General features: G+C 55.0%; 21 protein-coding genes, 1 tRNA gene, 1 rRNA gene and 1 pseudogene. 11 read left to right on the forward strand and 13 right to left on the reverse strand.

Translation table 11 applies throughout. The features are described from left to right. Positions 1–4: 4 nt before the first annotated feature. From CCASEI_RS11900 to CCASEI_RS11915, 4 genes are read right to left on the reverse strand one after another with little or no spacing between them, the layout of a single operon-like run. Positions 5–799, reverse strand: coding sequence for an ABC transporter ATP-binding protein (locus CCASEI_RS11900; RefSeq protein ID WP_006822137.1), 795 nt, complete (start codon positions 797–799; stop codon positions 5–7). Further along, a complete protein-coding gene (locus CCASEI_RS11905; protein ID WP_006822138.1) occupies positions 796–1875 on the reverse strand; it encodes a FecCD family ABC transporter permease in 1080 nt (359 codons plus the stop codon). Before CCASEI_RS11905 ends, CCASEI_RS11900 begins: the two co-directional genes overlap by 4 nt. A gap of 3 nt (positions 1876–1878) precedes the next feature. Next, a complete protein-coding gene (locus tag CCASEI_RS11910; RefSeq protein WP_025388087.1) occupies positions 1879–2943 on the reverse strand; it encodes a FecCD family ABC transporter permease in 1065 nt (354 codons plus the stop codon). 6 nt (positions 2944–2949) lie between these two features. Then, positions 2950–3915 carry an ABC transporter substrate-binding protein gene (locus tag CCASEI_RS11915; RefSeq protein WP_006822140.1) on the reverse strand — a complete coding sequence of 322 codons (966 nt, stop codon included), beginning with the start codon at positions 3913–3915 and terminating at the stop codon, positions 2950–2952. Positions 3916–4132: 217 nt separating this feature from the next. Here CCASEI_RS11915 and CCASEI_RS11920 point away from each other — a divergent pair, with 217 nt between their 5' ends. The 3 genes and pseudogenes from CCASEI_RS11920 to CCASEI_RS11930 all read left to right on the forward strand — a co-directional run bounded on the left by CCASEI_RS11920 (position 4133) and on the right by CCASEI_RS11930 (position 7070). After that, entirely contained in the window at positions 4133–4483 is a 351-nt protein-coding gene (locus tag CCASEI_RS11920; protein ID WP_006822141.1) for a cupin domain-containing protein, read from the forward strand. A 104-nt stretch (positions 4484–4587) separates the two neighbouring features. After that, complete coding sequence (locus CCASEI_RS11925) at positions 4588–5814, forward strand: NAD(P)/FAD-dependent oxidoreductase (protein ID WP_025388088.1); 1227 nt, start codon at positions 4588–4590, stop codon at positions 5812–5814. 132 nt (positions 5815–5946) lie between these two features. Further along, positions 5947–7070 (forward strand): annotated as a pseudogene (locus CCASEI_RS11930) (HNH endonuclease signature motif containing protein). A gap of 102 nt (positions 7071–7172) precedes the next feature. Here the strand turns inward: CCASEI_RS11930 and CCASEI_RS11935 are convergent. Next, positions 7173–7961 carry a class I SAM-dependent methyltransferase gene (locus tag CCASEI_RS11935; RefSeq protein WP_038575244.1) on the reverse strand — a complete coding sequence of 263 codons (789 nt, stop codon included), beginning with the start codon at positions 7959–7961 and terminating at the stop codon, positions 7173–7175. Positions 7962–8170: 209 nt separating this feature from the next. On the opposite strand from CCASEI_RS11935, the gene CCASEI_RS11940 reads away from it, so the two are divergent. Continuing rightward, positions 8171–9544: an MmgE/PrpD family protein gene (locus CCASEI_RS11940; RefSeq protein ID WP_025388089.1), complete on the forward strand. Its 1374-nt coding sequence runs from the start codon at positions 8171–8173 to the stop codon at positions 9542–9544. A gap of 15 nt (positions 9545–9559) precedes the next feature. Then, a complete protein-coding gene (locus CCASEI_RS11945; protein WP_006822145.1) occupies positions 9560–10396 on the forward strand; it encodes a phosphosulfolactate synthase in 837 nt (278 codons plus the stop codon). A 137-nt stretch (positions 10397–10533) separates the two neighbouring features. Here CCASEI_RS11945 and CCASEI_RS11950 read toward each other — a convergent pair whose 3' ends face one another. Further along, positions 10534–11124 carry a TetR/AcrR family transcriptional regulator gene (locus CCASEI_RS11950; protein WP_025388090.1) on the reverse strand — a complete coding sequence of 197 codons (591 nt, stop codon included), beginning with the start codon at positions 11122–11124 and terminating at the stop codon, positions 10534–10536. Positions 11125–11260: 136 nt separating this feature from the next. On the opposite strand from CCASEI_RS11950, the gene CCASEI_RS11955 reads away from it, so the two are divergent. The 3 genes from CCASEI_RS11955 to CCASEI_RS11965 all read left to right on the forward strand — a co-directional run bounded on the left by CCASEI_RS11955 (position 11261) and on the right by CCASEI_RS11965 (position 14794). Further along, positions 11261–12019 carry a GAP family protein gene (locus CCASEI_RS11955; protein WP_025388091.1) on the forward strand — a complete coding sequence of 253 codons (759 nt, stop codon included), beginning with the start codon at positions 11261–11263 and terminating at the stop codon, positions 12017–12019. A 164-nt stretch (positions 12020–12183) separates the two neighbouring features. Beyond that, positions 12184–13368 (forward strand): IS1249 family transposase, encoded by a 1185-nt coding sequence (locus tag CCASEI_RS11960; protein ID WP_025387088.1) that lies wholly within the window; start codon positions 12184–12186, stop codon positions 13366–13368. Positions 13369–13609: 241 nt separating this feature from the next. Further along, positions 13610–14794: an IS1249 family transposase gene (locus tag CCASEI_RS11965; RefSeq protein WP_038574734.1), complete on the forward strand. Its 1185-nt coding sequence runs from the start codon at positions 13610–13612 to the stop codon at positions 14792–14794. Positions 14795–14883: 89 nt separating this feature from the next. Here CCASEI_RS11965 and CCASEI_RS11970 read toward each other — a convergent pair. The 4 genes from CCASEI_RS11970 to pgm all read right to left on the reverse strand — a co-directional run bounded on the left by CCASEI_RS11970 (position 14884) and on the right by pgm (position 18030). Next, positions 14884–14959 (reverse strand) — tRNA-Ala (locus CCASEI_RS11970). A 138-nt stretch (positions 14960–15097) separates the two neighbouring features. Beyond that, complete coding sequence (locus CCASEI_RS11975) at positions 15098–15826, reverse strand: DsbA family protein (RefSeq protein ID WP_006822149.1); 729 nt, start codon at positions 15824–15826, stop codon at positions 15098–15100. A gap of 103 nt (positions 15827–15929) precedes the next feature. Further along, complete coding sequence (locus CCASEI_RS11980) at positions 15930–16391, reverse strand: MauE/DoxX family redox-associated membrane protein (protein WP_006822150.1); 462 nt, start codon at positions 16389–16391, stop codon at positions 15930–15932. A 10-nt stretch (positions 16392–16401) separates the two neighbouring features. After that, positions 16402–18030 carry a phosphoglucomutase (alpha-D-glucose-1,6-bisphosphate-dependent) gene (gene pgm, locus CCASEI_RS11985; RefSeq protein WP_006822151.1) on the reverse strand — a complete coding sequence of 543 codons (1629 nt, stop codon included), beginning with the start codon at positions 18028–18030 and terminating at the stop codon, positions 16402–16404. 94 nt (positions 18031–18124) lie between these two features. On the opposite strand from pgm, the gene CCASEI_RS11990 reads away from it, so the two are divergent. Next, positions 18125–18478 (forward strand): fluoride efflux transporter family protein, encoded by a 354-nt coding sequence (locus CCASEI_RS11990; protein ID WP_006822152.1) that lies wholly within the window; start codon positions 18125–18127, stop codon positions 18476–18478. Beyond that, on the forward strand, positions 18471–18863 hold the full coding sequence (locus CCASEI_RS11995) for a fluoride efflux transporter FluC (protein ID WP_025388093.1): 393 nt from the start codon (positions 18471–18473) through the stop codon (positions 18861–18863). The genes CCASEI_RS11990 and CCASEI_RS11995 overlap by 8 nt, the downstream gene beginning before the upstream one ends. Before the next feature lie 125 nt (positions 18864–18988). Here CCASEI_RS11995 and CCASEI_RS12000 read toward each other — a convergent pair whose 3' ends face one another. Continuing rightward, the gene (locus CCASEI_RS12000) at positions 18989–21550 is read right to left on the reverse strand and encodes an ABC transporter permease (protein ID WP_025388094.1); all 2562 of its coding nucleotides are present in this window, start codon (positions 21548–21550) and stop codon (positions 18989–18991) included. Continuing rightward, positions 21550–22368: an ABC transporter ATP-binding protein gene (locus CCASEI_RS12005; RefSeq protein WP_025388095.1), complete on the reverse strand. Its 819-nt coding sequence runs from the start codon at positions 22366–22368 to the stop codon at positions 21550–21552. The genes CCASEI_RS12000 and CCASEI_RS12005 overlap by 1 nt, the downstream gene beginning before the upstream one ends. A 306-nt stretch (positions 22369–22674) precedes the next feature. Between CCASEI_RS12005 and CCASEI_RS12010 the strand changes: the two genes are divergently transcribed. Next, on the forward strand, positions 22675–23151 hold the full coding sequence (locus CCASEI_RS12010; protein ID WP_025388096.1) for a universal stress protein: 477 nt from the start codon (positions 22675–22677) through the stop codon (positions 23149–23151). Positions 23152–23302: 151 nt separating this feature from the next. Here CCASEI_RS12010 and rrf read toward each other — a convergent pair. Further along, a 5S ribosomal RNA gene (gene rrf / locus CCASEI_RS12015) occupies positions 23303–23421 on the reverse strand. Between the last annotated feature and the right edge of the window lie 42 nt (positions 23422–23463).

Here is a 23463-nt window from a genome sequence, read left to right on the forward strand (position 1 = left end):
TGACTTACTGCGCTGGTTGGTGGCTCCAGGTTGGAATCATCAACGGTGCACCGGACTCGGGGTCGGCGATGATTTTGGAGTCCACGCCGAAGACGGTGCGCACTAGCTCTTCAGTAATTACTGTGGCGGGCTCGCCAGTCGCGACGACTTCGCCATCTTTCATAGCAATGATGTGGTCGGCATAACGCGCTGCCTGGTTCAGATCATGCAAGACCGCAACCAGGGTGTATTCGCGTTCCCGGTTCAGTTTGCGGCACAATTCCAGAAGCTCAATCTGATAGCTGACATCCAAAAAGGTGGTCGGTTCATCGAGCAGTAAAATCGGGGTTTGCTGCGCTAAGGCCACCGCCATCCAGACGCGTTGGCGTTGACCGCCCGAGAGTTCATCGACAAGCCGGCCTGAAAGCTCTCTAATGCCCGTAGCATCCATGGCTTCTTTGACTGCCTGCTCATCCTCCCGCGACCATGGCTTGAACAAACTCTGGTGCGGGTAGCGGCCACGTGAGACCAGATCGATAACCCGAATGCCATCCGGGGCAACCGGACCTTGCGGCAACAAGCCGACCTCACGCGCTACTTCCTTCGTGGGCTTTTTGTGCAGCGACTGCCCATCCAGAAGAATCTGGCCCTCTTGCGGCGCAATCAACCGAGTCAAGCTCTTGAGCAAGGTGGACTTTCCGCAGGCATTCGGTCCAACGATGACCGTGAACTGGCCATCCGGTATTTCCAGATCAACTCCTGGACAAATGACCTTGTCCGCGTATCCGAGCCGGGCGTTTTCTACTAGAAGTCGTGTCATTTGCGTCGGCCTTCTCTCATGAGCAACCACAGGAAGTACACGCCACCGATGGACACGGTGACAATACCTACTGGGAGCGGGGATTCAGGATCAATTCTTTGGGCAACCGTATCGGCGAGGATCAGCAAGAAAGAGCCGACAGCTGCGGTGGGAGCCAGAGCCAGGCCATCCACGTGAACTAAGCGCCGGGCAATCTGTGGCGCGGCGAGTGCAATAAAGGAAATCGGGCCAGCGGTGGCGGTAGCTAGAGCAGTGAGGCCAATACCAGCAACCACGGCGAGAATCTGCACGAGTCGCACATTTTGCCCCAGGGCCACGGCGAAGTGAATGCCGATCTGCATCAGACGCATGGGGCGTGCCAAAAATGCTGCCATCACGATGAATATCGCTGAACCGACCACCGCAAGCAGGAGCGAATTCCAGGAAGTACCGGCCAAGTTTCCTGCACCCCACAGGCTTGCCATGATGGCATCTTCTACTGAAGCCGTAAGCAAAATCCACACGTTGAGCGATGCCAGCATGGCGCTGACCGCAATGCCGACAATAATCAGGCGCACGCCGCCAGCAAAGCCGCGCTTCGAGGCCAGGAAGAACACCACCAACGCAGTGGTGATTCCGCCGATGAGCGCGCCGATCAGTGTCTGGGTGGAGCCGCCGCCGATAATCAACATGACGATTAAGGCGCCGGTATAAGAACCTGTCTGAAAACCAATCACATCAGGTGAACCCAGTGGGTTGGCCGTGAGGTTTTGAAAGATGGCGCCACTCATCGCCAGCGTCGCACCCAGCAAGATTGCGAGAAGTGTGCGCGGGGCGCGCCATTCCACCACGATCATGTTGGTGTAGGAATCACCGTTGCCGGTCAGCGCCGCGAAGGCTTCGGCGACGGTGATAGAAGCGGAGCCATCGACAAGCGAAAATATGGCGATCACCGCAGTGGCCAGCCACAAGCTAACGGTGATGACCGCAGTGCGTGCGCCAATGAGCATAAATGGACGGTCTTTAGGACCAATGCGGAAGATTTTGCGCCCGAACTCCAGTTCCGAATCTGCCGTTGAGGTTGCTGTATTAACCACCAGTTACACCTCCGGGATGCGGTATTTGCGCACCATATAAATAAGCAGCGGGGCACCGACAAAAGCTGTGACCACGCCAACCGGTACTTCCCCGGATGTAATAACGCGGCCGATGACATCACTGACACCAAGCACGGCCGGGGCCAAGACTATGGAATAAGCCATAATCCAGCCCTGGTGCGGACCGACAATCATGCGCGCTAAGTGCGGTGCCAGCAAACCAATAAATCCAATGGGACCCGCCGCAGCAGTTGCACCACCGGCAAGCAATGCGATCGCAATCAAGACCACCAGGCGAGTTCTTTGTGGATGCGCGCCCATGGCAACGGCTGCGGCCTCCCCAAGAGATAACACATCCAATGCACGCGTACTGGCCAAGGCAATGAGTAGGCCCACCACGATAAACGGCGTGATAGATAATGTGGCCTCGAGTGGTTGCGATGCAGTTGTTCCAGCAGACCAACCGCGCATGCGCTCTAGAACTTCCGAGTTGGTAAGCAGCACTGCGGAAGTAAACCCACCAAGGACGGCGCCAAGCGCAACTCCTGACAATGTCATTCGAACAGGACTTCCGCGCATGGGGCCGGTATTGCCAATGGCAAAGACCGCCACCGAAGTAATAGTGGCGCCTGCAAAAGACCACCACATGTAGTGCGAGATATCGGTGACTCCGAAAAAGGCCAAGCCGATAACCACCAGCAAAGACGCGCCAGCGTTGACACCTAAGATTCCGGGGTCAGTCATCGGGTTGCGGGTGACAGCTTGCATCAACCCACCAGCAACGCCCAGTGCACTTCCTGCTACTAGCACCAAGAAAGTGCGCGGAACTCGTGATTGCCACACCACCTGCGAGAGCGGATCGCCTGAGTCCGGATGCAACAAGAAATGCATGATTTCTGCCGGGTCAATACTGCGCGAGCCCACCATCATGCTGAGCATCAATGCACCTAAACAAATGACGACAAGGACTATCAGTCCTAAAAGCCGTGTCTGCGCGATTGGTCGTGCTGTATCTTGTCCTTTAATTATTGCCGGTGTCGGCTCTGTCGGCGCTGCTGGTGAAGACATTAAGGCCTAAGCCACCTTGTCGTAGGTTTCTACCTTGTCTGCCAAATCCTGCAACCAGTCCGCATATGTCCGGCTGGTCAAAGCACCCTTTGAAGACCAAGTACTGAGCTGATCTGTCTTTACTGCTGGCAGGTCATCCCACAGCTCCGCAGTAAATGGAGCCTCAGGATCGAAGTTCTCAACCAAGATGATATCTGCTGGATAGGTCGAAGCATCTTCCCATGCCACCTGTCCCCATGGGTTGCCCTCAGCGGGTGCATCTGGGCCGACGATGTTCGCGCCGAGCTCTTCTAGCAAGTCTGCCTGCGCGAAGCCTACGCCCGTGTACAGCATTTCCTTGGTTGGGCTGGCCAGCAAGAAATTGTAATCCTTGCCTTCTACTGCCTTGCTAAACGCTTCCTTCGCTGCTTCATAGTCTTCATCAGCGGCAACAATATTCTCTGCTTCTACATCTGCGCCAAAGAAATCTGCAATCTCGCGGGTATCAGCGATCTTTTCATCAATCGAGCCTTCAGAAGGCAACGGCACAAATGGTGCCACGCGGGTCAACTGCGCATTAACATCATCTTCGAACCATGACCAGCCATCGGCGTTGCCGTTGCCGATAATGGCATCCGGGCGTAGCTCCGCAAGCTTTTCCAGATCGATTTCTGCATCTTGGCCAACAGTCTCGATACCTTCGATATCGGCATTGCCCATCAAGGCTTCGTTATCGCACTCAAAACCAAACAGCGCATCTGGCTCCAACCCATACTCATGCAAGGAGCTATACGCATAGCAGTCCATGACTAGGGTCTCTGGGGGATTTTCAAAATCGATATTCAACCCCTCGATGCTGGGGTGCGAAAGAGTGAGCTGCTCACCGTTAGCAGCAGTTGAATCTTCCTGCGGGTTATCAGAGTCAGATGTCGAGCACGCCGCAAGGACCATGGCTGCAGCTGCACCAAGAGCCACTAGTGCCGTCTTTTTCACGAGAGATTTCCTTTTGCTAGAGAACAGGTATCTATAACCACGCCAAAATATACACGACAATAGCAGGATTGCCTAACCTTAATTAGGTATGGCTTGTCAACCAAAAGGCGTATGGCAAGCTGCTCGCGTCGTCACCAGTGCGAACAGTGAACACGATTAAGCAAATGCGTATAAACTCGAAACAAACCGTGTAAATACCTCAAAGCAAGGAGCTCCCATGGCTGATTCCAGCAATAACATTGTCAACCTTCGCGATTTAAGTGCCAAGTTGCTGGAAAAGGCAGCAACGGTCAAACATGGTCGCGCAACGCATTCTTTCCGGGCGGTACCAGGCGGTCATCTCACGCAGGTACTCCTGGCGCTCAAGGCCGGCAAGAACCTGTCCGACCACGAAAATCCCGGTGAAGCGCTATTGCACGTCCTGCAGGGCACAGTTCAGGTCACGGTTGGCGAAGACGCGATTGAGGTGAAAGAGGATGAGCACGCCGTGGTTCCTCAACAACGCCACGGGCTAGTAGCTGTGGAAGACTCCGCGGTCTTGCTGACTGTCGTGCGTTATCTCTCCTGATTTAAATTCCAACTAAGCCCTGCTTACGCGCGTATCATGGCGAATATGACCCACACGGTCGACTTCGGAGCCGACCGCCCATTGTAAGTAATGAGGAGGATGGCATGAGTACCCCAAAAAATATTGTCATTATTGGTGGCGGCCTGGCCGGAGCCAAGACCGCCGAAGCACTGCGTGAGAAAGAATTCACGGGCTCGATTACGCTCGTCGCCGCAGAGGATCATCTGCCCTATGAGCGCCCACCACTGTCCAAGGAATACCTCGCTGGCAAGGGCTCTTTTGATGACGCAGTTGTGAAACCAGCCGACTGGTATGAAGAAAATAATGTCACGCTGAAGCAGGGCGTTCGCGCAACCAAGGTTGATGCCGCAAACCATCAGGTCACCTTAGATGATGATTCGGTGCTTGACTACGACAAGTTGGTATTGGCAACCGGTTCAACGATGCGCAAGCTTCCTATCCCGGGCGCGGATGCCGACAACGTCTACTACCTGCGCACTGTCGAGGATTCAGATGCCATTCGCGCTACCTTCGGCGACGATAAAAAGCTTGCAATTATCGGCGGCGGCTGGATTGGCCTAGAGGTCGCATCGGCGGCACGCGGGGCAGGTACCGCGGTTACAGTTCTGGAAGGCGCAAAGCTTCCGCTGCTGCGGATCCTCGGCGACACGGTCGCGCAGGTCTTCGCCGACTTGCACACCTCCAATGACGTGGATCTGCGCACGGAAGTAAAAGTCCAAGACATTGTGACCGAAGGTGGCCGCGCTGCGGGAGTTCGTCTTGAAGACGGCACGATTATTGAAGCAGACAATGTTGTCATCGGCGTCGGCGTTGCCCCGGCAGTCGACCTCGCCGAGGCAGCAGGTTTAGAGGTCGACAACGGCGTGCTTGTTGATGCCTCCCTACGCACCAGCGATCCAGACATCTTTGCGGTCGGCGATATCGCTAACCACGACCACCCAGTCTTAGGACACCGCATCCGCGTGGAACACTGGGCGACAGCTCTTAACCAGCCGGCAACCGCGGCGGCGGCCGCATTGGGCGAAGATGTGCAGTACACCAACTTGCCTTATTTCTTTACCGACCAATTCGACTTGGGCTGCGAATACGTCGGCCACGCCACCGGTTCAGAGGAGCAGGTCTATATCCGTGGCGACCTTGAAAAGCGCGAGTTCGTTGCGTTTTGGGTCAATGATGACAACCAAATCCTCGCCGCGATGAACGTCAATATCTGGGATGTCCCCGATGAGGTCAAGCCACTCATCGCGGAAGGCAAGAAGATCGATCCGGACAAGCTCGTCGATCCGAACGTGGCTTATTCCGACCTCTAACCCGCTCATTCGGGCCTAAAATACGGTGACTGTGGATAACTTCGGCTATTGCGTGATGTGTCAACGTAGTTATCCACAGGTTTTTGGCCTTCCCCTAGCGCGGGCTTGTGTTTGCGTTTTAGTGTCGAAGGCATGGATAAATACGAAGAATTTATGGCTCTCACCAGCCAAACAATAGGCATCTTAAAAGACATGTCTAAACGCTCGCCGTATGACATGGCAAGCGATGGCATGGCTCGGAAGACTGCGAAGAGTTTCACCACGCTAGCCGATGCCCTTTTCGGCCCCACCGACTCACCGCGCCTACAACGCGAATCAGTAGCTCTCGCCGAAGAACGAGGGTTAAGCCTTGAGTATTTAGAGATGGTGGAAAAGCACGCCAAGAAGTTGAAGAAGCGCGGTGCCGCCTGGCGCTTGCGTGCAGAACTTATCGCGTTTGAAGGCACCTTCGAAGAAGTCGAAGCCTACGCGAAAAAGCGCGTTATGGAAAAAGGCGGCGACAAACCCAAACAGCGCGGTGTACGCCTAGGTCGCGTTGTAGACGGCCTACGAACTATCAGCATCACCGATACCCAACGTCGTATTGCCGATTTAGAAAAGACGCTTGACGCCGCTATCAAAGACGATGACCAACCTCGCTCAGCGGCGTTGCTGAACCTTTCTGGGATTTAGTCGAAGGCACCGGCACCGGGCTTATCAAGCCGGAATACCGCACTGTGATTGCTATTGGTCTTGATGATTTCGCGAAAGTTTCCTGCGGCAAAGGCGAGGACGTCATTGTTGCTTTATCCGACGGCACGACCATGACGAGCGCTGAATTCATCAACGCTGCGATGGCCGGCTCCCTTGGTGACAAGCTCTATGTCGGTCTTTTCCACCCCACCGCCGGCCCTGTCAATCTCTACGAAGCCCGTTTCGCATCAGAGAAGCTGCGCACCTTAGCCATGGCGGAAAACCTGGTGTGCCCGTGGCCGGACTGCAATGTGCCGGCCGATAGATGCCAGGTTCACCACATCGACGCACACAAACATGGTGGACACACCAAGCCATCGAATCTGACCATGTTGTGCAAGTACCACAACGGTGTGAATGATGACGATGGTCCGCGCAAGAAACGGAAACGACCAAGTCCGGGTAAACCCAAGCGCGGCAGGATGCGTCGACACCGCGGCAAAGTCCGCCTGCACGCCCCAGGTGGGAAGCTTGTGGGCAACACTCACCATGTGAGCAGCATGGGGGCGATGGACCTTCTCTAAAACAGGGGAGATCCCCACAGCTAGCAAGAGCTAACTAGCCAACCGTGCTGGTTAGTCAATTCGGCGCTCCCTTTTAAAAAAGCCGAGCACATTTACCTGGGGCTATTTCCTGGTCGCGACGATAGCTACCGCATTCAGATGGTCACGGTAGGTGTTGAACGTCCGGCGCATCTGCACAACGCGTTTACGCGCGTCTGGGTTAAGCAGCAGGTTCTTCACAAAGCGCAGCGCTCCTACAAGCCCCTCGTCGGCGATGATGCGACGTGGCTGCAAAAGTGCCATCGGCGCGGTACTGACTTTGATGACCTGGAAACCATTTGCCTCTAGCACCTCAGTCCACTCGGTCAGCGTCAGCGGGCGGGCATTTACTTTAATCGCGCGAGCTAGTCCTTTGCGGATTTCAGTTTTGATATCTTTGGATAAATCTTCCGGAACAAGCCCCAGTTCATGAATGGCATACCTACCGCCAGGACGCAGAATTCGGGCAGCCTCAGCGACGATGGCGTTCTTGGTCTTCTCCCCTTGCATCGTCAGCAGGGCCTCGCCGATGACGAGGTCCGCGGACTCCCCACCCAGACCTGTCTCGGCGGCATCGGCTTCCACCAGCTGCGCAGCGGAGCCCACAACCCGGCGCACGGCAGCAACCGCGTCCGGATCACTGTCCACGCCGGTATAGCTCGCGGGGCCAAGTTCCAAAATTGACGCCGCCGTGCGTCCCAAGCCCGGCGCGAGCTCAACCACATCAACGTTGGGAACTCCAGCTAGACAAAGCAACCTTTCGGTAAGCTCGCGCCCGCCTGGGCGCAGCACCCGTTTCCCCAATTTGACCAATAGCCAATGCCCCTGCATGTCCTCATCTGCTCGAGATGTACCCGGTAGCTGTTCAGTCATGATGTCCTCCGCGACAATAAAGGCCACTAACGCCAGACAATGAGAGCCTTTCCGGCTGGCAACACACTGATAACCAGAGACTAACAAACTTTAGTTGGATATAGAAGAGCCTAATGACTTAATCCACATTGTGACGTGAATCATTGACAATCCCGCAGAAAAGGAGCCTAATTGAGGTAAGCCTCACTTAACTAGTAGATAGGATTGCAATGACCGAATCACAACAACTCGCCGCCTTCGTGGAAGCTGCCACATTAGACGGAGCAAGTCCCGAAGCCGTTGAGCAATTAAAAATCAGGGTGCTAGACACCGTGGGAGTTGCTATCGGCGCACTCGATGCCGAGCCAATAATCGCCATCCGAGAACTTTTGGAGGACCTCGGCGGTACCGAACAAGCAACGCTTATCGGCGGCGGCAAGACCACCCCAGAGCGTGCCGCATTCTTCAACAGCGCACTAAGCCGCTACCTCGATTTCATGGACGCCTACTTGGCAAAGGGCGAAACCAACCACCCTTCCGATAATTTCGGCGCGGTACTCGCAGCTACCGAAAGCGTCGGGGCTTCCGGCAAGCAGCTTCTCACCGCTTTCGCCGTGGCATACCAAGTGCACACTCGGCTTTCCGATGTCGCACCCGTTCGCGCCAAAGGTTTCGACCACACCACCCAGGGTGCGTTCGCCGCGGGTGCATCAGCAGCCAAGGCTCTTGGATTGCCAGCCGAGCAGATTGCCAACGCCTTAGCCATCGCCGGCACCGCGAATGTCGCGCTACGCGTGGCCCGCACCGGCAACCTGAGCCACTGGAAAGGCCTTGCCTACCCGCATGTTTCCAAGGAAGGAACGTGGGCAGCGCTACTCGCCAGCCGCGGCATCACCGGCCCCGAGGAAGTCTTCGAAGGCAACAAGGGTTTCAAGGACTCTGTGTCCGGGCCTTTCGAAATCGACTGGTCGAAAGAAGACCTCGAAAGCGTTAAGCGCACCATCATTAAAAGGCACAACGCGGAGATTCACTCGCAGTCAGCTCTCGATGCAGCCTTAGAAATCCGCGCGCAGGAAGGCTTCAAGGCCGAAGATATCGACAAGATTCGCTTGACCACTTTCGATGTCGCCTATTCCATTATCGGCGGTGGTGAAGAAGGCGATAAGCAGCTGATTCGTACCAAGGAGGAAGCTGACCACTCACTGCCGTGGATGCTTGCGGTCGTGCTTCTCGATGGCCAGCTCAATCCTGAGCAATACGAGCCCGCACGCATCGTTGCCAATGACGTGCAAGCCCTGATGAAGAAGGTCGAGATTACTCCCTCGGACGAATTCTCTGACCGCTTCCCGGATCACATGCCCGCTGACCTCGAGGTCACGCTAAACGATGGCTCCGTGTTCACCGCCTCCCAAGATAGCTACCTCGGTTTCCACGACAATCCCCTGGATTGGGAGAACGCTCGCAAGAAGTTCGATGCCCTCGTGACTCCATTTACAGGCGAGGAGCTGCGCGAGGAAATCGCGACCATCATCCACGAACTCGATACCCGCCAAGTTTCGGACCTAACAGCAGCCTTGGCCAAAGTCTCACCCACCCGCAGCTAGAGAAAGGAACTCATCATGAGCAATGCAGTACCTCACAATGTATCTTTTAACTTCGTTCCCCGGGCATACCGTCCGGAAAAGCCACGCACCTTCGGCATGACCGAGATTCGTGCACCGTACTACTCCACCTTCGGCACGCGTCACCTTCAAGACGTCTTTGATGTCGCTGGCCAGTGGGTCGATGGCATTAAGTGGGCCGGCGGATCCTTCTCTCTTGTTCCAACTGAGCAGGTGCGTGCCTTTAGCGATATCGCCCATGAAAATGATGCTTATGTTTCCTCCGGTGGATGGATTGAGACCGTCCTTCGCTACGGCGATGACGCGGTTGACCACTACTTGAAGGAAGCTAAAGAAGTCGGCTTCGACGTTATTGAAATTTCCACCGGTTTCATCATGCTCAACACCTCCGGTCTGCAGCGCCTGGTAGAAAAAGTAGTCAAAGCCGGCCTGAAAGCAAAGCCTGAGCTGGGACTACAGATTGGCTCCGGCGGTGACTCCGGCGAAGCCGAACTCGCAGCCGAGAGCAAGAAGGACATCGGCGACCTGGTGGACCGAGGCAAGAAGGCTCTCGATGCCGGCGCATCCATCATCATGATCGAGTCCGAAGGCATTACTGAGAACGTCACCGAATGGGATACCGGCGCTGCCGCATCCATCATCAACGGCCTCGGCCTTGAGAACGTGATGTTTGAAGCCGCCGACGGTCCGGTCTTTGAGTGGTACGTCAAAAACTACGGCAACGAGTGCAACCTCTTCGTAGACCACAGCCAAATCTTGCAGCTCGAAGGGCTGCGCCAAAACATCTGGGGCAATAAGAGCACCTGGGGACGAGTAATCAACCCCGCTCCTTAAGCCACGCTCTTTAACCCTGGATCACCCCGAAAGTGAGCTCCAATCACTTTCACGCTAAGCCCTCTCCGCTGACGATGTCCTAATTCCGTCGCCGGAGAGGGTAATGGCGTTTTATACGCCCTATCCACGCTACTTTCTTAAGCCTGCTGAGCTGCCAAAGAGTTAATTTCTGCCCATAAGATATCCAGCGCCCACGAAGTATCTTCCATTTCGGGCTGGTGCAGAATATGGAAAGCAAACCCATCCACCAACGCATGTAGACGTCGTGATTGCTGAAGTGATTCGGGGGTATCCCGCTCACCGGTGACCATTTCCACCAAGCGCACGAATAGGTCTGCGAGTTGGCGGTTCGCGTCTTGCCGAATGTCAACGAGTCCTTTGACCGCTGTACCTTCAGCGAATAGTGCAAGATTGATTTCAAACTCCGCCCGGCTATCCGGGTCCAGCGGAAGCAGTTGCTTCACAATCGTGAATACGTACTCTCGCACGTCATCATCGGGTTCGATTGCGAGCAACCTCTCGGTCGCGCGTTTCACCATCAGTTCCGCGGAGAAAACCACGAGCTCCGCACGCGTTGGGAAGATATGCCGGAGTGAGCCAACCACTACCCCAGCTCGCTCTGCCACGGTGCGAACCGATACAGCACCGATTCCTTCATCCAGGATCACTTGCCACACCGCCTCGGCGAGCTGTGCCTTTCGAGCTTCTTTATCTATCGTGCGTGACATGACCGCACTCTATCACGACTGTGCTAATAAAATTCCTCAGCCCCCTTCAGCACATTGCACAACTAGCACGGTCGTGCTAGTTTTCAACTAAGCCGATAAGCACGACCGTGCTAATTCAATTCTGGAGGAGAAAGCAATGGACATTACAAGCTTGGGAACGCTAGCCGTTCTCGCGTTGGTGGATTCCACCAGCTTCGGCACCCTGCTCATTCCAGTGTGGCTACTCATGACACCAGGCCGATTACAAGTTGGAAGAGTCCTGCAATTCTTGCTCACCGTTGTCAGCATGTATTTCTTCATTGGCCTCGGGCTGCTTCTCGGAGCCAATGCACTATTCGCCACATTTAGCTCGTTGCTAGAAACCAAGGCGTTCCTCATCGGGCAATTCATTGTTGGCCTCGCATTGATCTTTCTCAGCTACAAGATGGATAACAAGAATACCCGCGGACAATCCCCGCAGCCTGGCGGGCGCATCTCCCGCTGGCGGGCGCGCGCCACGGGCGCCAATTCACATCCAACTGGTGTTTCTACTTCAGCTGGTGCAGTGAAACTACGCACCACCGCACCATTGATGGCGCTGGCGGTGACGGCAGTTCTCGCCGAGGTAGCCACGATGGTTCCTTACCTCGCCGCCATCGGACTCATCACCGCTGAAGGCCCAGGACTTCCAGGAAACGCATTGCTACTCGCCGGCTACTGTCTAGTCATGATTGCCCCAGCGCTGCTGCTTACAGTCGGGCGAATTGTTGCCCGATCCGCACTCGAGCGTCCCCTAACAGCACTGGACAAATGGCTCACCACCCACGCCCAAACCACAACGTCATGGATTCTCGGAGTCGTCGGCGTAATTCTCGCCCTCCGTGCCGTCTACACCTTGGGCTGGTTCGTCGGCTAGTGTGGGCTAAGTAAAGAAAAGTGTGTCTGAATTAGCTTACTTCTGCCAGCTCAACAACTGTTTTTAGCCGGTTAATAGGTCTCCAAGAGCTATTAACCGGCCTTTTGCGTTCAATACCGAGATCCCGTGAAAAGTGTGCTAACCGGTTCTGGTTTGATTTTCCGGTGAGTACAAACAGACCAAGATGCCCCATCTGTACAGGGCTAATGAAGAAAAACGGATACACACAAGCCGGCACCCAACGCTGGCGATGCACACAAGGCTGCCGCGGATCCTCAGTAAGAAACAGCCAACAAGCCAGCAAAGACGCCGCAACCTTCCGACTGTTCTACACCTGGATCACCACGGGTCGTTCCCTCAACAGCCTCGCACAAGAACACAACACCACCCGCCAAACCCTGCACGCACGCATGAAATGGTGCTGGCTGATACAACCTAACGTAGAAATCGACCACAATAGGGTCTATGACCAGCTATTTATCGACGGCACCTACCTCAACAAACAGTGCCTGCTCATCGCCGCAAGCCTCGACCACGTCGTCGCATGGCTGTGGTGCGATAAAGAATCCACCACCAACTACATCAAACTCATCTCCCAACTACAGCCCCCACTGATCATCACCCTCGACGGCGGGACCGGAGCCTTATCAGCAATCAAAAAATGCTGGCCCACCAGCCACATTCAACGCTGCACCGTCCACGTTCAACGCCATATCAGACGCCAAACCACCTCCAGGCCACGCACAGAAGCAGGCAAAGCCATCTACGCACTAGCCCTGTCGCTGACCAAAGTAGAAACCCCCGACGACGCCTACCAATGGACTACAAACCTGCTGGCCACCCACGAGTTTTACAAACCCACACTCGCTAAGAAAACCTTTTATAAACGCGGTCAACACCCCAGCGGGAAAACCTGGGACTGGACACACAAACGAGACCGCACAGCCATGAATTCGCTAAACAACCTCAACAGCAAAAAATGGCTATTTACCTGGATAGAACCACCCGAAGGATTCATTGGAACACCAAAATCCACCACCAACAGCCTTGAAGGTGGCATCAACTCACCGCTCAAACTCCTCGCCAGAAACCACCGCGGAATGAGCAAAGAACACCAACGCACCGCCATCGATTGGTGGCTCGCATCAAAAACGCAGCTGCCTGCCGAGCCCGTAAAGACCGCCAGGCAGCAACGCTGGGGTAAAGACGCACTCGCCAAAGTCAACGCCTTACTCGAAGCGGAATCACCCACACCACCAGAAATCGGTGGCCCAAGCGGATACGACACCGCAATCGATACCACCTACCAGCACTCTATGGGAATACAGAAAGGATGGCTAGGTAGATAACACAATGTCCGCCGGCAACACACCGACAGACACACTTTTCTTTACTTAACCCGCTAGTGTGCGCTAGTTGCGGGAACGAGGGGCTATGTGACAAAAGTGGTGTCTAGATCCGGCAATCTCCGCAGCTCTCAATAGCTAAATCAATACTCTGCAAGGTCAAAAAGCTTGCACACACGAGTTTTTCGGTCAATCCCGAAGTTTCTACCGCACCTGTGCTAACAGGTGCGGTTTTGTATTTCTCATGCCCGAAATACGACCACGATGCCCACTATGCACTGGGGAAATGAAGAAAAATGGGAAAAGAAACGCACGCACCCGATGGCGCTGTAAAAACACCACCTGCGGAATATCCGAACAAACCCACCGACCAGACATCACTGCCAAGCGCCACTTCACCTACTTCCACAACCACGTCACCGGCATTTACCCAATCACCGAATGCGCCAGGCTGATGAAAGTATCCACCCGCACCGTATACCGCTACTTCGAACCACTATGGCTTATCGAAATACCCAACAACCCTGACAAACACCGCATCCACGACCAAATCTTCATCGACGGCACCTACACCGCAGCCGGATGTCTACTCATAGCCTCAACCCCCGACCATGTCTTGTGCTGGCACTGGTGCAAACAGGAAACCACCCACTCCTACACGCAGCTACTGTCTAAACTCGCAGCACCATTATGCGTCGTCCTCGACGGCGGCCAAGGTGCTCAAGCAGCCATCAAAAAGCTCTGGCCTAGCACCTTGATCCAACGCTGCCTCATCCACGCCCAACGAGTTGTTCGCCGCTACGTCACCTCCCGGCCACGGACCGAAGCCGGACGCGAAATCTATAATCTCGCCTTAGAACTAACAAGCAGAGAAACCGTGCAACAAGCCCGAAAATGGGCCGTCGACCTCCACAAATACGGACTCAAACACCACGATTTCCTCAACGAGAAAACCCCCTTGCCCCCAGAAATAAACCGCACCGGCAAACGCTATGAATTCACCCACCGCAGAGTCCGCAGCGCCTATAACTCGCTGACTAACCTGCACAAAAAGGGACACCTATTTACCTACCTCACCCCACCAAAGCAAGCCATAGACAAAGAATCTTGGGCATCAAATACCAACAGACTAGAAGGCGGCATCAACTCGCAACTGAAATTCATCGCTCGCTGCCACCGCGGGCGCGGCGGGGAACGGCAAAGAAAAATGCTCGAATGGTGGCTCTACAACAAAACACCACTGCCTGACGACCCACGCAAGATCGCCAGACAGCAGAACTGGGGAAAAGACCAACTCGCCAAAGTCCACGTCTTAACCCACACCGAGAACCACACCAACCACGAAACCGGAAGGCCAGCCCTCTACGACAATGCTATCCCAACCGAATACAACCACTCAGTAGGAATCAGAAAAGGAACCATCCGCTAAACATCCCACCCCGACACGCCGCCAGACACCACTTTTGGCATATAGGCCGGAACGAGCGAAGCCGCCGACGAAACGTCGGCGGCTTTCATTGGTGGAGCTAACGGGATTCGAACCCGTGACCCCCACACTGCCAGTGTGGTGCGCTACCAGCTGCGCCATAGCCCCGAACACTTGAAATAAGTGTCTGTAATGCCGTTAGGCACTTGTTACAAGATACACCGCCAGCGATTAGTTAACCAAATCGCTGGCGGTGTAGTGGGTGAAGGTATCCACCTTCAGGCTAGTTAGGCTTAAGCCTTGTGTTTAACCGTTTTCTACTGCGTAGGAAACCCAGGTGTTGAGCTGGTCATCAGGGATGTCCTCGCCATCGATCAGAACACGTGGGGAGGAAACAGAACCGGTGGCCTGCTCCAGCTTCTCGTAGTTAGCGGTAGCAATCTCCTGGCCGGTAGCAATCTCAGAGTTCTTAACTTCTTCTACTACCTCGGAGGATGCGCCGGCATCGGCAGCAGCATTGGCAACATCCTCAGCGGTCCAAGAGTTGTAGACCTTCTGCTGGTCAGCCATCAGGATCTTGTGAACGTTCCACCAAGCCTTGGCCTCGCCGGCCTCAGCCAGTGGGGTCACTGCAGCAGCAGTCATGGTGGAGTGGCCATCGTTGGCGGTTGGGTCCTGGCCATCCAGGAAGTTGAGCTGGCGGATGTTGACAATCAAGTCGCCTGCTTCAACAGCGTTCTTCATCTCATCACCGGTAGCAACTGCTAGGTCAGCGCAGTGAGGGCAAGAGAAGTCATCGTACAGGTCAACCTGAGGCGTGTCCGCAGTAGCGCTATCCGATGCCAAAACAACTGCATCGTCTTCAAAAGAAACATTGAATGCAACGTCTTCAATATCGGCAGCGCGGGAACGCTGACCGTTAATCACGATGTAGCCAATGACAACAGCTGCAATCACCAGCAGGGCTACGATGCCCCACAGGAAGCCAGCGCCGCCTTGCTTGTTCGGGTCTGAAACCTTGGCACTCTTTGCCATGAGTTGTCTCCAACTTTCTAGAGTTTATACTTAATAAGTTTTCGCACTTAGATGATACTTTACAGGCTAGCTTTAAGCACTACCGGATGACGCAATTCACCAACTATGGATAGATTGCGAACTTCTTGAATGGACGGAAGATGGTCCAGCCGGACAAGAAGATGTAGAAGAAGTCACGCAAGATAGTCATTGCGTAATTCATCGGCCCGTCAGTAGCATTCGGGTCGGCCTCGAAACAGCCACAATCGATGTCAAGCCCGCGCAACCAAGCTTGCGCAATACCGATGACAAATAGTGTCAGAACGATGATCGCAATCTTGTTTGCCTGTTTCAAGAAGAGTCCAAGCAGCAGCAGTACGCCGCCCATGATTTCCAGCGGGCCAATGATGAGCGCCAGGAAGTTGGACCATTCCCCGGGGAAAATATCGTAGTTTCGGATGGCCATTGCGACTGTGGCGTGCTGGTTCAGCTTGGAGATACCAGCTGTGATCCAGATATAGGCCATGTAGAAGCGCGCGAACGCGCTCACGCAGTCAAGAATGAACGCCTTGTTGAGAAATTTCACTCATCCCACCTTAGTCGGTGGACGTGGCCCCTAAAACCCCCGCCACGAGACTCTGGGCTTCTTCCTGCACTGTTTTCAGGTGATTTTCATCTAAAAAGGACTCTGCGTAAATCTTGTACTTGTCTTCGGTGCCAGAAGGGCGAGCAGCGAACCATGAATTTTCGGTAGTTACCTTCAAACCGCCAATCGCCGCACCGTTGCCAGGGGCTTCAGTTAGCTTCGCTGTAATCTCCTCACCAGCAAGTTCAGTCGCGGTTACCTGCTCCGGGGACAATGCCTTGAGCACAGCTTTTTCTTCACGGTTCGCCGGGGCATCGGTTCGCGCGTAGACCGGCGCACCGAATTTCTCAGCCAGCTCGGCATAACGCTGTGAAGGTGTCTTTCCGGTCACAGCGGTGATTTCGGCGGCCAAAAGGTTCAAAATAATGCCGTCCTTATCCGTCGTCCACACGCTTCCATCGAAACGCAGGAAGGAAGCACCCGCGGATTCTTCACCGCCAAAGCCAATGCTGCCATCTAGCAAGCCATCCACAAACCACTTGAAACCAACCGGTACTTCCACCAGGTTTTTGCCCAAATCGACCACCACGCGGTCAATCATGGACGAAGATACCAAGGTCTTGCCCACACCGGCATCGCCCCAGTTCGGGCGGTGGCTAAACAGGTAATCAATGGCCACAGCCAGGTAGTGGTTGGGGTTCATCAGCCCGGCATCCGGGGTGACAATGCCGTGGCGGTCAGAGTCAGCGTCATTACCGGTAGCCAGGTCGTACTTGTCACGGTTATCAATCAAAGAGGCCATCGCGTGCGGCGAGGAGCAGTCCATGCGGATTTTGCCATCGGTATCGAGCGTCATAAACCTAAAGGTCGCATCCACTTCCGGGTTGACCACGGTCATGTTGAGGCCATAATGCTTTGCGATGCTCCCCCAATAATCCACGCTCGCACCACCCATGGGGTCAGCGCCAATGGACAAACCAGACCTTGCGATCGCCTCCATATCAATGACGTTGCCCAAGTCGGCTACGTAGTTGCCCATGAAGTCCCACTGAACGCAGCGCGAATCCAACACGCCTTGGGTGCGCACGCGGTTGACACCCTCCAAGTTCTTGACCAGGTAGTCATTGGCACGCTGAGCAATCCAGTCCGTGGCATCCGAGTCAGCCGGGCCACCGGTTGATGGGTTGTACTTAAAGCCGCCATCGCGCGGTGGGTTGTGGGATGGGGTGATGACAATTCCGTCGGTGCCCGGGTTGGTCAAAATAGCGAGAGAAACCGCAGGGGTTGGCGTGTAGCGGCCAGCGTTGTCCACGCGTACTTCCACCTCGTTTGCAAGCAGTACTTCCAACGCGGAGACCATCGCTGGCTCCGACAGTGCATGGGTGTCGCGGCCAACAAAAATTGCGCCGGTGGTGCCTTGCTCCGCGCGGTAGTCCACAATCGCCTGCGTAATCGCCAAGATGTGGTTTTCATTAAACGCCGAGTCCAAGGAGCTGCCGCGGTGGCCAGAGGTGCCGAAAGCTACTGCTTGATCGGGATTGTTCACGTCTGGTTCCAGCGTGTAATACGCAGTGACTAGCTCCGCAATATCAATCAAATCAGTTGGTTGGGCCAGTTGTCCCGCACGCTCATGCGCCATGGTTGCTCCTTGGTAGAGAGGGTATTTCTTCTAGTATCCCCCACGTAGACTCTCTTTGCAGCAGATAACTATCCCCCGGCGTTAAGATTGGCGCATGCGAGAATCATTACTGGTCGGTGCTGGTGCCGTCATTGGCGCCCTTGCACGCTGGGGGCTCAGCCTCGGTGTCGGCGCAATCCCCGCCATCGCCACTGTCCCCTATGCCGAGATCTGGCCGCTTCTGCTCATCAACTTCCTCGGCTCCGCCCTGATGGGCTATTTCAAGCCGGGTCCGTTTTGGGGCAAGGGCGTGCTTGGTGGTTTCACCAGCTTCTCAGCATTTACCGCCGCCACCGTCACTATGACTGCTGCTGGCGCCCTGGCTCATGTCTTTTTCACCGTCGCAGGGTGCATCGCCTGCTACATACTTGCCGATGCCCTGCGTCAGCGAGGCGGCCAACATGTCTAATATTTTCGTGATTATCCTGGGCTTCGCCGTCGCGGCCTTCCTCGGCGGCATGCTGCGTTCTCTGCTATCGCAGTGGTTCCCCAAACGCGTGGGCACTTTCGTTGCCAACATGCTCGCATCGCTTTCGGCAGGCTTGGCCATCGGTTTCGCCATGCTTATCGATACCCAAGACGCCTCCGAATTTTTGCCTCCCGTCATTGCCACGGGTTTCGCCGGCGCCTTATCGACCTGGTCCACGCTCGCGGCAGAGCTATCTGAGCTCATCAAGCGCAAGCAGTGGCGCAAGCTCGTTCGCTACCTGGGTTTCACTCTGGCAGTAGGGCTCATTCTCGCCCACCGTGGAACCGTGTGGGCCGCCCGCATATACAACGGATGGGGCGTTTAGTGCGGTCTTCGACCCGCCACTAAACGCCCTTCAGGGAGAAGGTTTGCTCAAAACCTTCTCCAGGTTGCAGGAAACGGTTGGCAATCCCGCTCCGTGGATCAGGAAACGGTTGGAACAACCGTTTCCTAGTCGGCGATGGCCTCGAGCGGCGGAGTCTTCGCCGCACGGGCTGATGGCCAAATAGCGGCAATCACGCCGACGACAGCCGAAGATGCCAGCATAATCAGCAGCTGAGCCCACGGAACCACAGCATTTTCAAGACCGGAATCTGCCAGCACTTCGATGAATGCCCAGCCCAGGCCAAGACCGATCAACATACCCATGACCGCGCCGAAGACCGCGATCTGTACGGCCTCGAGGGTAATCATGGTGCGGATCTGGCGGCGCTGGGTACCCACCGCGCGCAGCATACCGATTTCCTGTCGGCGCTCAATCACGCCCAGGGTCAAGGTGTTCACAATGCCCAAGATGGCGATGATGACAGCCAACGCCAGCAGTGCGTAGAGGATAGACAGCATCTGCGTGACCATGTCGGTTGCTTGACCGGCGTATTCTTCACCAGTCATGACCTGCACAATGATCAGATCCTTCATGGATTCTTCCAGGTTGGTGCGCAGCTCATCGAGGTCATAGCCCTCTTCAGCACTAACACCAACGAAGAGCATCTGGCTCACGCCATCTGGAATCATGCCTTCATAAGCAGACTTCGATACCGCAAAACCTTCCACGATCGGATTCGGCTCGTAGATACCAATCAGCTCAACATCACGGGTTTCGGTCGGATTGACCGGCGAGGTCAGCTCATAAGATTCGCCGACCTCCCAACCATTAGCCTCCACGACGGTGGTATTGGCAATGAAGCCTGGAGTTTCATCCAGGTTCATGGAGCCTTCAACTACTTCGAAGGTCACCATGTCTTCAGGGTTGCCATCAACGTAGTTGGTGAACTGGAACTGCGGGCCGTAGTTCATCGCCGCTTGGCCATCGATAAGCACTGGCGACATACCCGCTGTTGTGGTGCTTGCCACGCCCTCTGTCTCCTGTGCCAACTCTGGCGTGTTGCCTGGGGTTGGGAAGGAACCATCGGTCGGGCCACTCAGGATGTAATCCGAGGAGACGTTGTCTTCCATCAAATCCTGAATGGAGCTGTTCATGGTCGCACCCAGCATGCCAATCGCCGTGACCAGCGCCAGACCCAAGGTCAACGCGAATGCGGTCGCGGAGGTACGGCGCGGGTTGCGCTTGGAGTTGGTTGCCGCCAGCGAGCCAATCGCTCCGAGGGGTGCGCCGATGACCTTGCCGAAGGCCGGCACAATCGGAAGGCTCAATGCTGGACCGGCTAGGAAGTAGCCGACGATGACGAACAACGCGCCAACCCCCACCAGGGAGGCGCGACTGCCAGTTGAGCCATCAGTCCACAATGTTCCCCAAATGGCGAACACTGCACCAAGCACCAGAACGATTAGACCAATGACGGTACGAACCTTCAGCGAGGAACCCGCCGCCGATTCCGTGGTGCGCATCGCTTCAACTGGTTCGACCGAACCGGCGCGACGCGCCGGCGCCCACGCGGAGATAACCGTGACGATGGTGCCCAAAACGATTGGAACAATCACTGCACTTGGGGTCAGCCCCAAACCGCTGCCCATCGGCATGTCTTGGGCGCTGAGAACCAGTTTGATGATCGCCACCAAGCCCATGCCGGCTAGAACACCAACAGCAGAACCGATGAAACCAACGATGACGGATTCCGTCACCACCGAGCGTGTAATCTGACCGCGGGAAGCACCCAGCGCGCGCAGCAGCGCGAATTCTTTTGTACGCTGCGCGACAATCATCGAGAAGGTATTAGCAATGATGAACGTGCCCACCAGCAGCGCGATCAAACCGAACGCGATCAGGAAATAGTTAATAAACTGCATGCCCTCAGCAATCGCTTCGGTCATTTCCTCAGCCAGCTTCTCACCGGATTCAGCAGAGACCTCATACTCATTGTTGAGGTGTTCTACCAACGCGTCCGGCTCCACATCTTCAGCACCGGATACCGCCAAGGAGCTCACCGAACCATTAGCGGTGAAGCGCTCCAGGTAGCCGTCTTCTGCCATCATCAAAGTAATGGAAGAACCAGAACTTACCGCCGGCTCATAGATACCGGAGACCTCGACGTTGATGTGCTCATCCGGAGTGACCAGGACGAAGGTGTCTCCCACAGCAATGTCATATTCATCCACCGCTCCTTGGTTAATGACTACCTCATCAGTGCCAGTCGGTGCCTCACCTTCAGTCATGCTGAAAGGCTCACCAACATAGTCCTCTTCGGGGTAGAACGGCGCGAGTGATGATGAGCCGCCACCGGTTTGGAAGGCCTCAGAATCTTCATTCGCCGCCACCACGGTCTGGCTGCCACGAATATTGACAGAGCCGACCTCTGGATCTTCGGCCATAGCCAGGCGGGTTTCTTCCGAGATCCCCTGCCCGCCCTCGACTGGGCTGGCTGCTGCATCAACACCATCAAACGACGAGGAAATCGCGGAATCAAAAGTATCCGACAGCGTCTTAGTGAACATGAAGGAACCTGCGATAAACGAGGTACCCAGAACCACCGCAAGAAGCGTCAGTGCCAGCCGGAGTTTGTGTGCAAGAATGTTGCGCAAGGACACCTTGCGCATTGTTGAACCACTAGCCATTAGCTCTCAATCTCCGCCATTGCCTTGTGAATGTCTTCCACAGATGGGTCTTGCAGTTCGTTGACGAACTGGCCATCGGAAAGGAATACAACGCGGTCGGCATATGCTGCTGCCTTCGGATCGTGCGTCACGATAACCACGGTCTGGTCATCCTTGTCCACCGCGGTACGCAGAATGTCCAAAACTTCCTTGGAGGAATTGGAGTCCAAGTTACCGGTCGGCTCATCGCCGAAGATGATCTCCGGACGCGAGACCAGTGCGCGCGCACATGCTACACGCTGCTGCTGGCCGCCAGATAGCTCCGCTGGGCGGTGGGACAAACGGTTAGCAATGCCTAGTCGAGTAGTTACCTCTTCGAACCATTCGCGGTCCACCTTCTTGCCAGCAATATCAGTTGGCAGGGTGATGTTTTCTTCTGCAGTCAAAGTTGGCACCAAGTTAAAAGACTGGAAGATAAAGCCCAGTCGGTCACGACGGATAGCGGTAATTTCCTTGTCATTAAGACGGGACAGATCAGTTTCACCAATAAAAGCTCCGCCTGACGATGCCCTATCCAAACCAGCCATCGTATGCATCAAAGTCGACTTACCGGAACCCGACGGGCCCATAATTGCAGTGAACTTGTTGCGTGCGAACTCGATATTGATGTGATCAAGTGCAACAACCGCAGTCTCACCTTCGCCGTACTGCTTATGCAAATCAATGGCACGGGCTGCGGCAGCACCACCTTGAGAGCTGCCGTTCGAATCAATACCAGAGGCCGGGACGGAAGCATCTGCCGTCTCTTTGTCAGGGGTACCAGTGGGCTGGTTGCTCATATACTTCTGTACTTTCCTCAGAATTCAAAGTGCCCCACACATACGGGGCTTATGGCTAAACGCCTAAAACAATTACCCTTGTCAATCTACCGGACAGTCTCACTGTGAGATATCGGGGATGACCCTCAACTTCTGATCAGCCAAGAAGCAGCACAATACACATATATGCTCCAAGGATTCCCCAGCCTTAACACCTGCAATTCACAGCAAAGAAACCCTATGATATGACATTCTTACAAAGCTATGCTTAGCGACGAAGAACACACTGCTATCACGCTAGTTCAACCTCGAAAGGCAATTGAAAGCATGAAAACTATTATCACGGGTGTCGATTTCAGTCAGACAGCCCTCACCGCAGCAGAAAAGGCAGCCGAATTCGCTGCCAGCTTTGACGCCGATCTTTACGTATTTTCCGCATACAGCATGAGTTCCGCAGTAGCTATCCAAACCGCTAACAGCGGAAATATGGCAACAAAGACTTCCGAAGCCTACCAACGCCTCGCCGACGGCCAGGCCGCAGCCGCACAACAAGCAGCCGAGTCTGTTGCCACCATCTTGCGCAACTCCTGGCCAAAGATTCAGGTCATGCCACTTGCTGTTGAAGGACAACCAGCTGAGGTACTACTCAAGAAGGCTGACGAACTCAGTGCCGATGCCATTGTCGTCGGAAACAAAAAGGCTCAAGGACTCTCCCGCATCCTCGGAAGCATTTCACGCAACGTCGCCGCCGAAGCAAAGTGCGATCTGTACATCGTTAACACCACGCAACAACAATCACGTTAATTGGATGCAGAGCGAAGCACAATCACACCAAGCTTCGCTCTGCGCCTCCGCCTCCTAGTTCTCACAGCCAGGGTAAAACGTCTAAAAGACCCAAGACGAGGATGTTATTCCTCATCTTGGGTCTTTGTCTTATGTAGTTATTTATGTTTTATGTCGGCGGTAACTTACTCTCCCACACCCTCCCGGGTGCAGTACCATCAGCGCGGGCAGGCTTAGCTTCCGGGTTCGGAATGGGTATCCGGGCGTTTCCCTGCCGCTATGGCCACCGACAAATCATCGGAACAATCACCACACGGTGGGTGAGTGTCTGAT

Source organism: Corynebacterium casei LMG S-19264, assembly GCF_000550785.1.
GTDB lineage: Bacteria > Actinomycetota > Actinomycetes > Mycobacteriales > Mycobacteriaceae > Corynebacterium > Corynebacterium casei.

What these genes read in the sequence shown, in the direction of transcription:
- CCASEI_RS11900 (WP_006822137.1), bottom strand. Translation starts at nt 799, where the DNA reads ATGACACGACTTCTAGTAGAAAACGCCCGGCTCGGATACGCGGACAAG.
- CCASEI_RS11910 (WP_025388087.1), bottom strand. Translation starts at nt 2,943, where the DNA reads ATGTCTTCACCAGCAGCGCCGACAGAGCCGACACCGGCAATAATTAAA.
- CCASEI_RS11920 (WP_006822141.1), top strand. Translation starts at nt 4,133, where the DNA reads ATGGCTGATTCCAGCAATAACATTGTCAACCTTCGCGATTTAAGTGCC.
- CCASEI_RS11925 (WP_025388088.1), top strand. Translation starts at nt 4,588, where the DNA reads ATGAGTACCCCAAAAAATATTGTCATTATTGGTGGCGGCCTGGCCGGA.
- CCASEI_RS11935 (WP_038575244.1), bottom strand. Translation starts at nt 7,961, where the DNA reads ATGACTGAACAGCTACCGGGTACATCTCGAGCAGATGAGGACATGCAG.
- CCASEI_RS11940 (WP_025388089.1), top strand. Translation starts at nt 8,171, where the DNA reads ATGACCGAATCACAACAACTCGCCGCCTTCGTGGAAGCTGCCACATTA.
- CCASEI_RS11945 (WP_006822145.1), top strand. Translation starts at nt 9,560, where the DNA reads ATGAGCAATGCAGTACCTCACAATGTATCTTTTAACTTCGTTCCCCGG.
- CCASEI_RS11950 (WP_025388090.1), bottom strand. Translation starts at nt 11,124, where the DNA reads ATGTCACGCACGATAGATAAAGAAGCTCGAAAGGCACAGCTCGCCGAG.
- CCASEI_RS11955 (WP_025388091.1), top strand. Translation starts at nt 11,261, where the DNA reads ATGGACATTACAAGCTTGGGAACGCTAGCCGTTCTCGCGTTGGTGGAT.
- CCASEI_RS11965 (WP_038574734.1), top strand. Translation starts at nt 13,610, where the DNA reads ATGCCCGAAATACGACCACGATGCCCACTATGCACTGGGGAAATGAAG.
- CCASEI_RS11975 (WP_006822149.1), bottom strand. Translation starts at nt 15,826, where the DNA reads ATGGCAAAGAGTGCCAAGGTTTCAGACCCGAACAAGCAAGGCGGCGCT.
- pgm (WP_006822151.1), bottom strand. Translation starts at nt 18,030, where the DNA reads ATGGCGCATGAGCGTGCGGGACAACTGGCCCAACCAACTGATTTGATT.
- CCASEI_RS11990 (WP_006822152.1), top strand. Translation starts at nt 18,125, where the DNA reads ATGCGAGAATCATTACTGGTCGGTGCTGGTGCCGTCATTGGCGCCCTT.
- CCASEI_RS11995 (WP_025388093.1), top strand. Translation starts at nt 18,471, where the DNA reads ATGTCTAATATTTTCGTGATTATCCTGGGCTTCGCCGTCGCGGCCTTC.
- CCASEI_RS12000 (WP_025388094.1), bottom strand. Translation starts at nt 21,550, where the DNA reads ATGGCTAGTGGTTCAACAATGCGCAAGGTGTCCTTGCGCAACATTCTT.
- CCASEI_RS12005 (WP_025388095.1), bottom strand. Translation starts at nt 22,368, where the DNA reads ATGAGCAACCAGCCCACTGGTACCCCTGACAAAGAGACGGCAGATGCT.
- CCASEI_RS12010 (WP_025388096.1), top strand. Translation starts at nt 22,675, where the DNA reads ATGAAAACTATTATCACGGGTGTCGATTTCAGTCAGACAGCCCTCACC.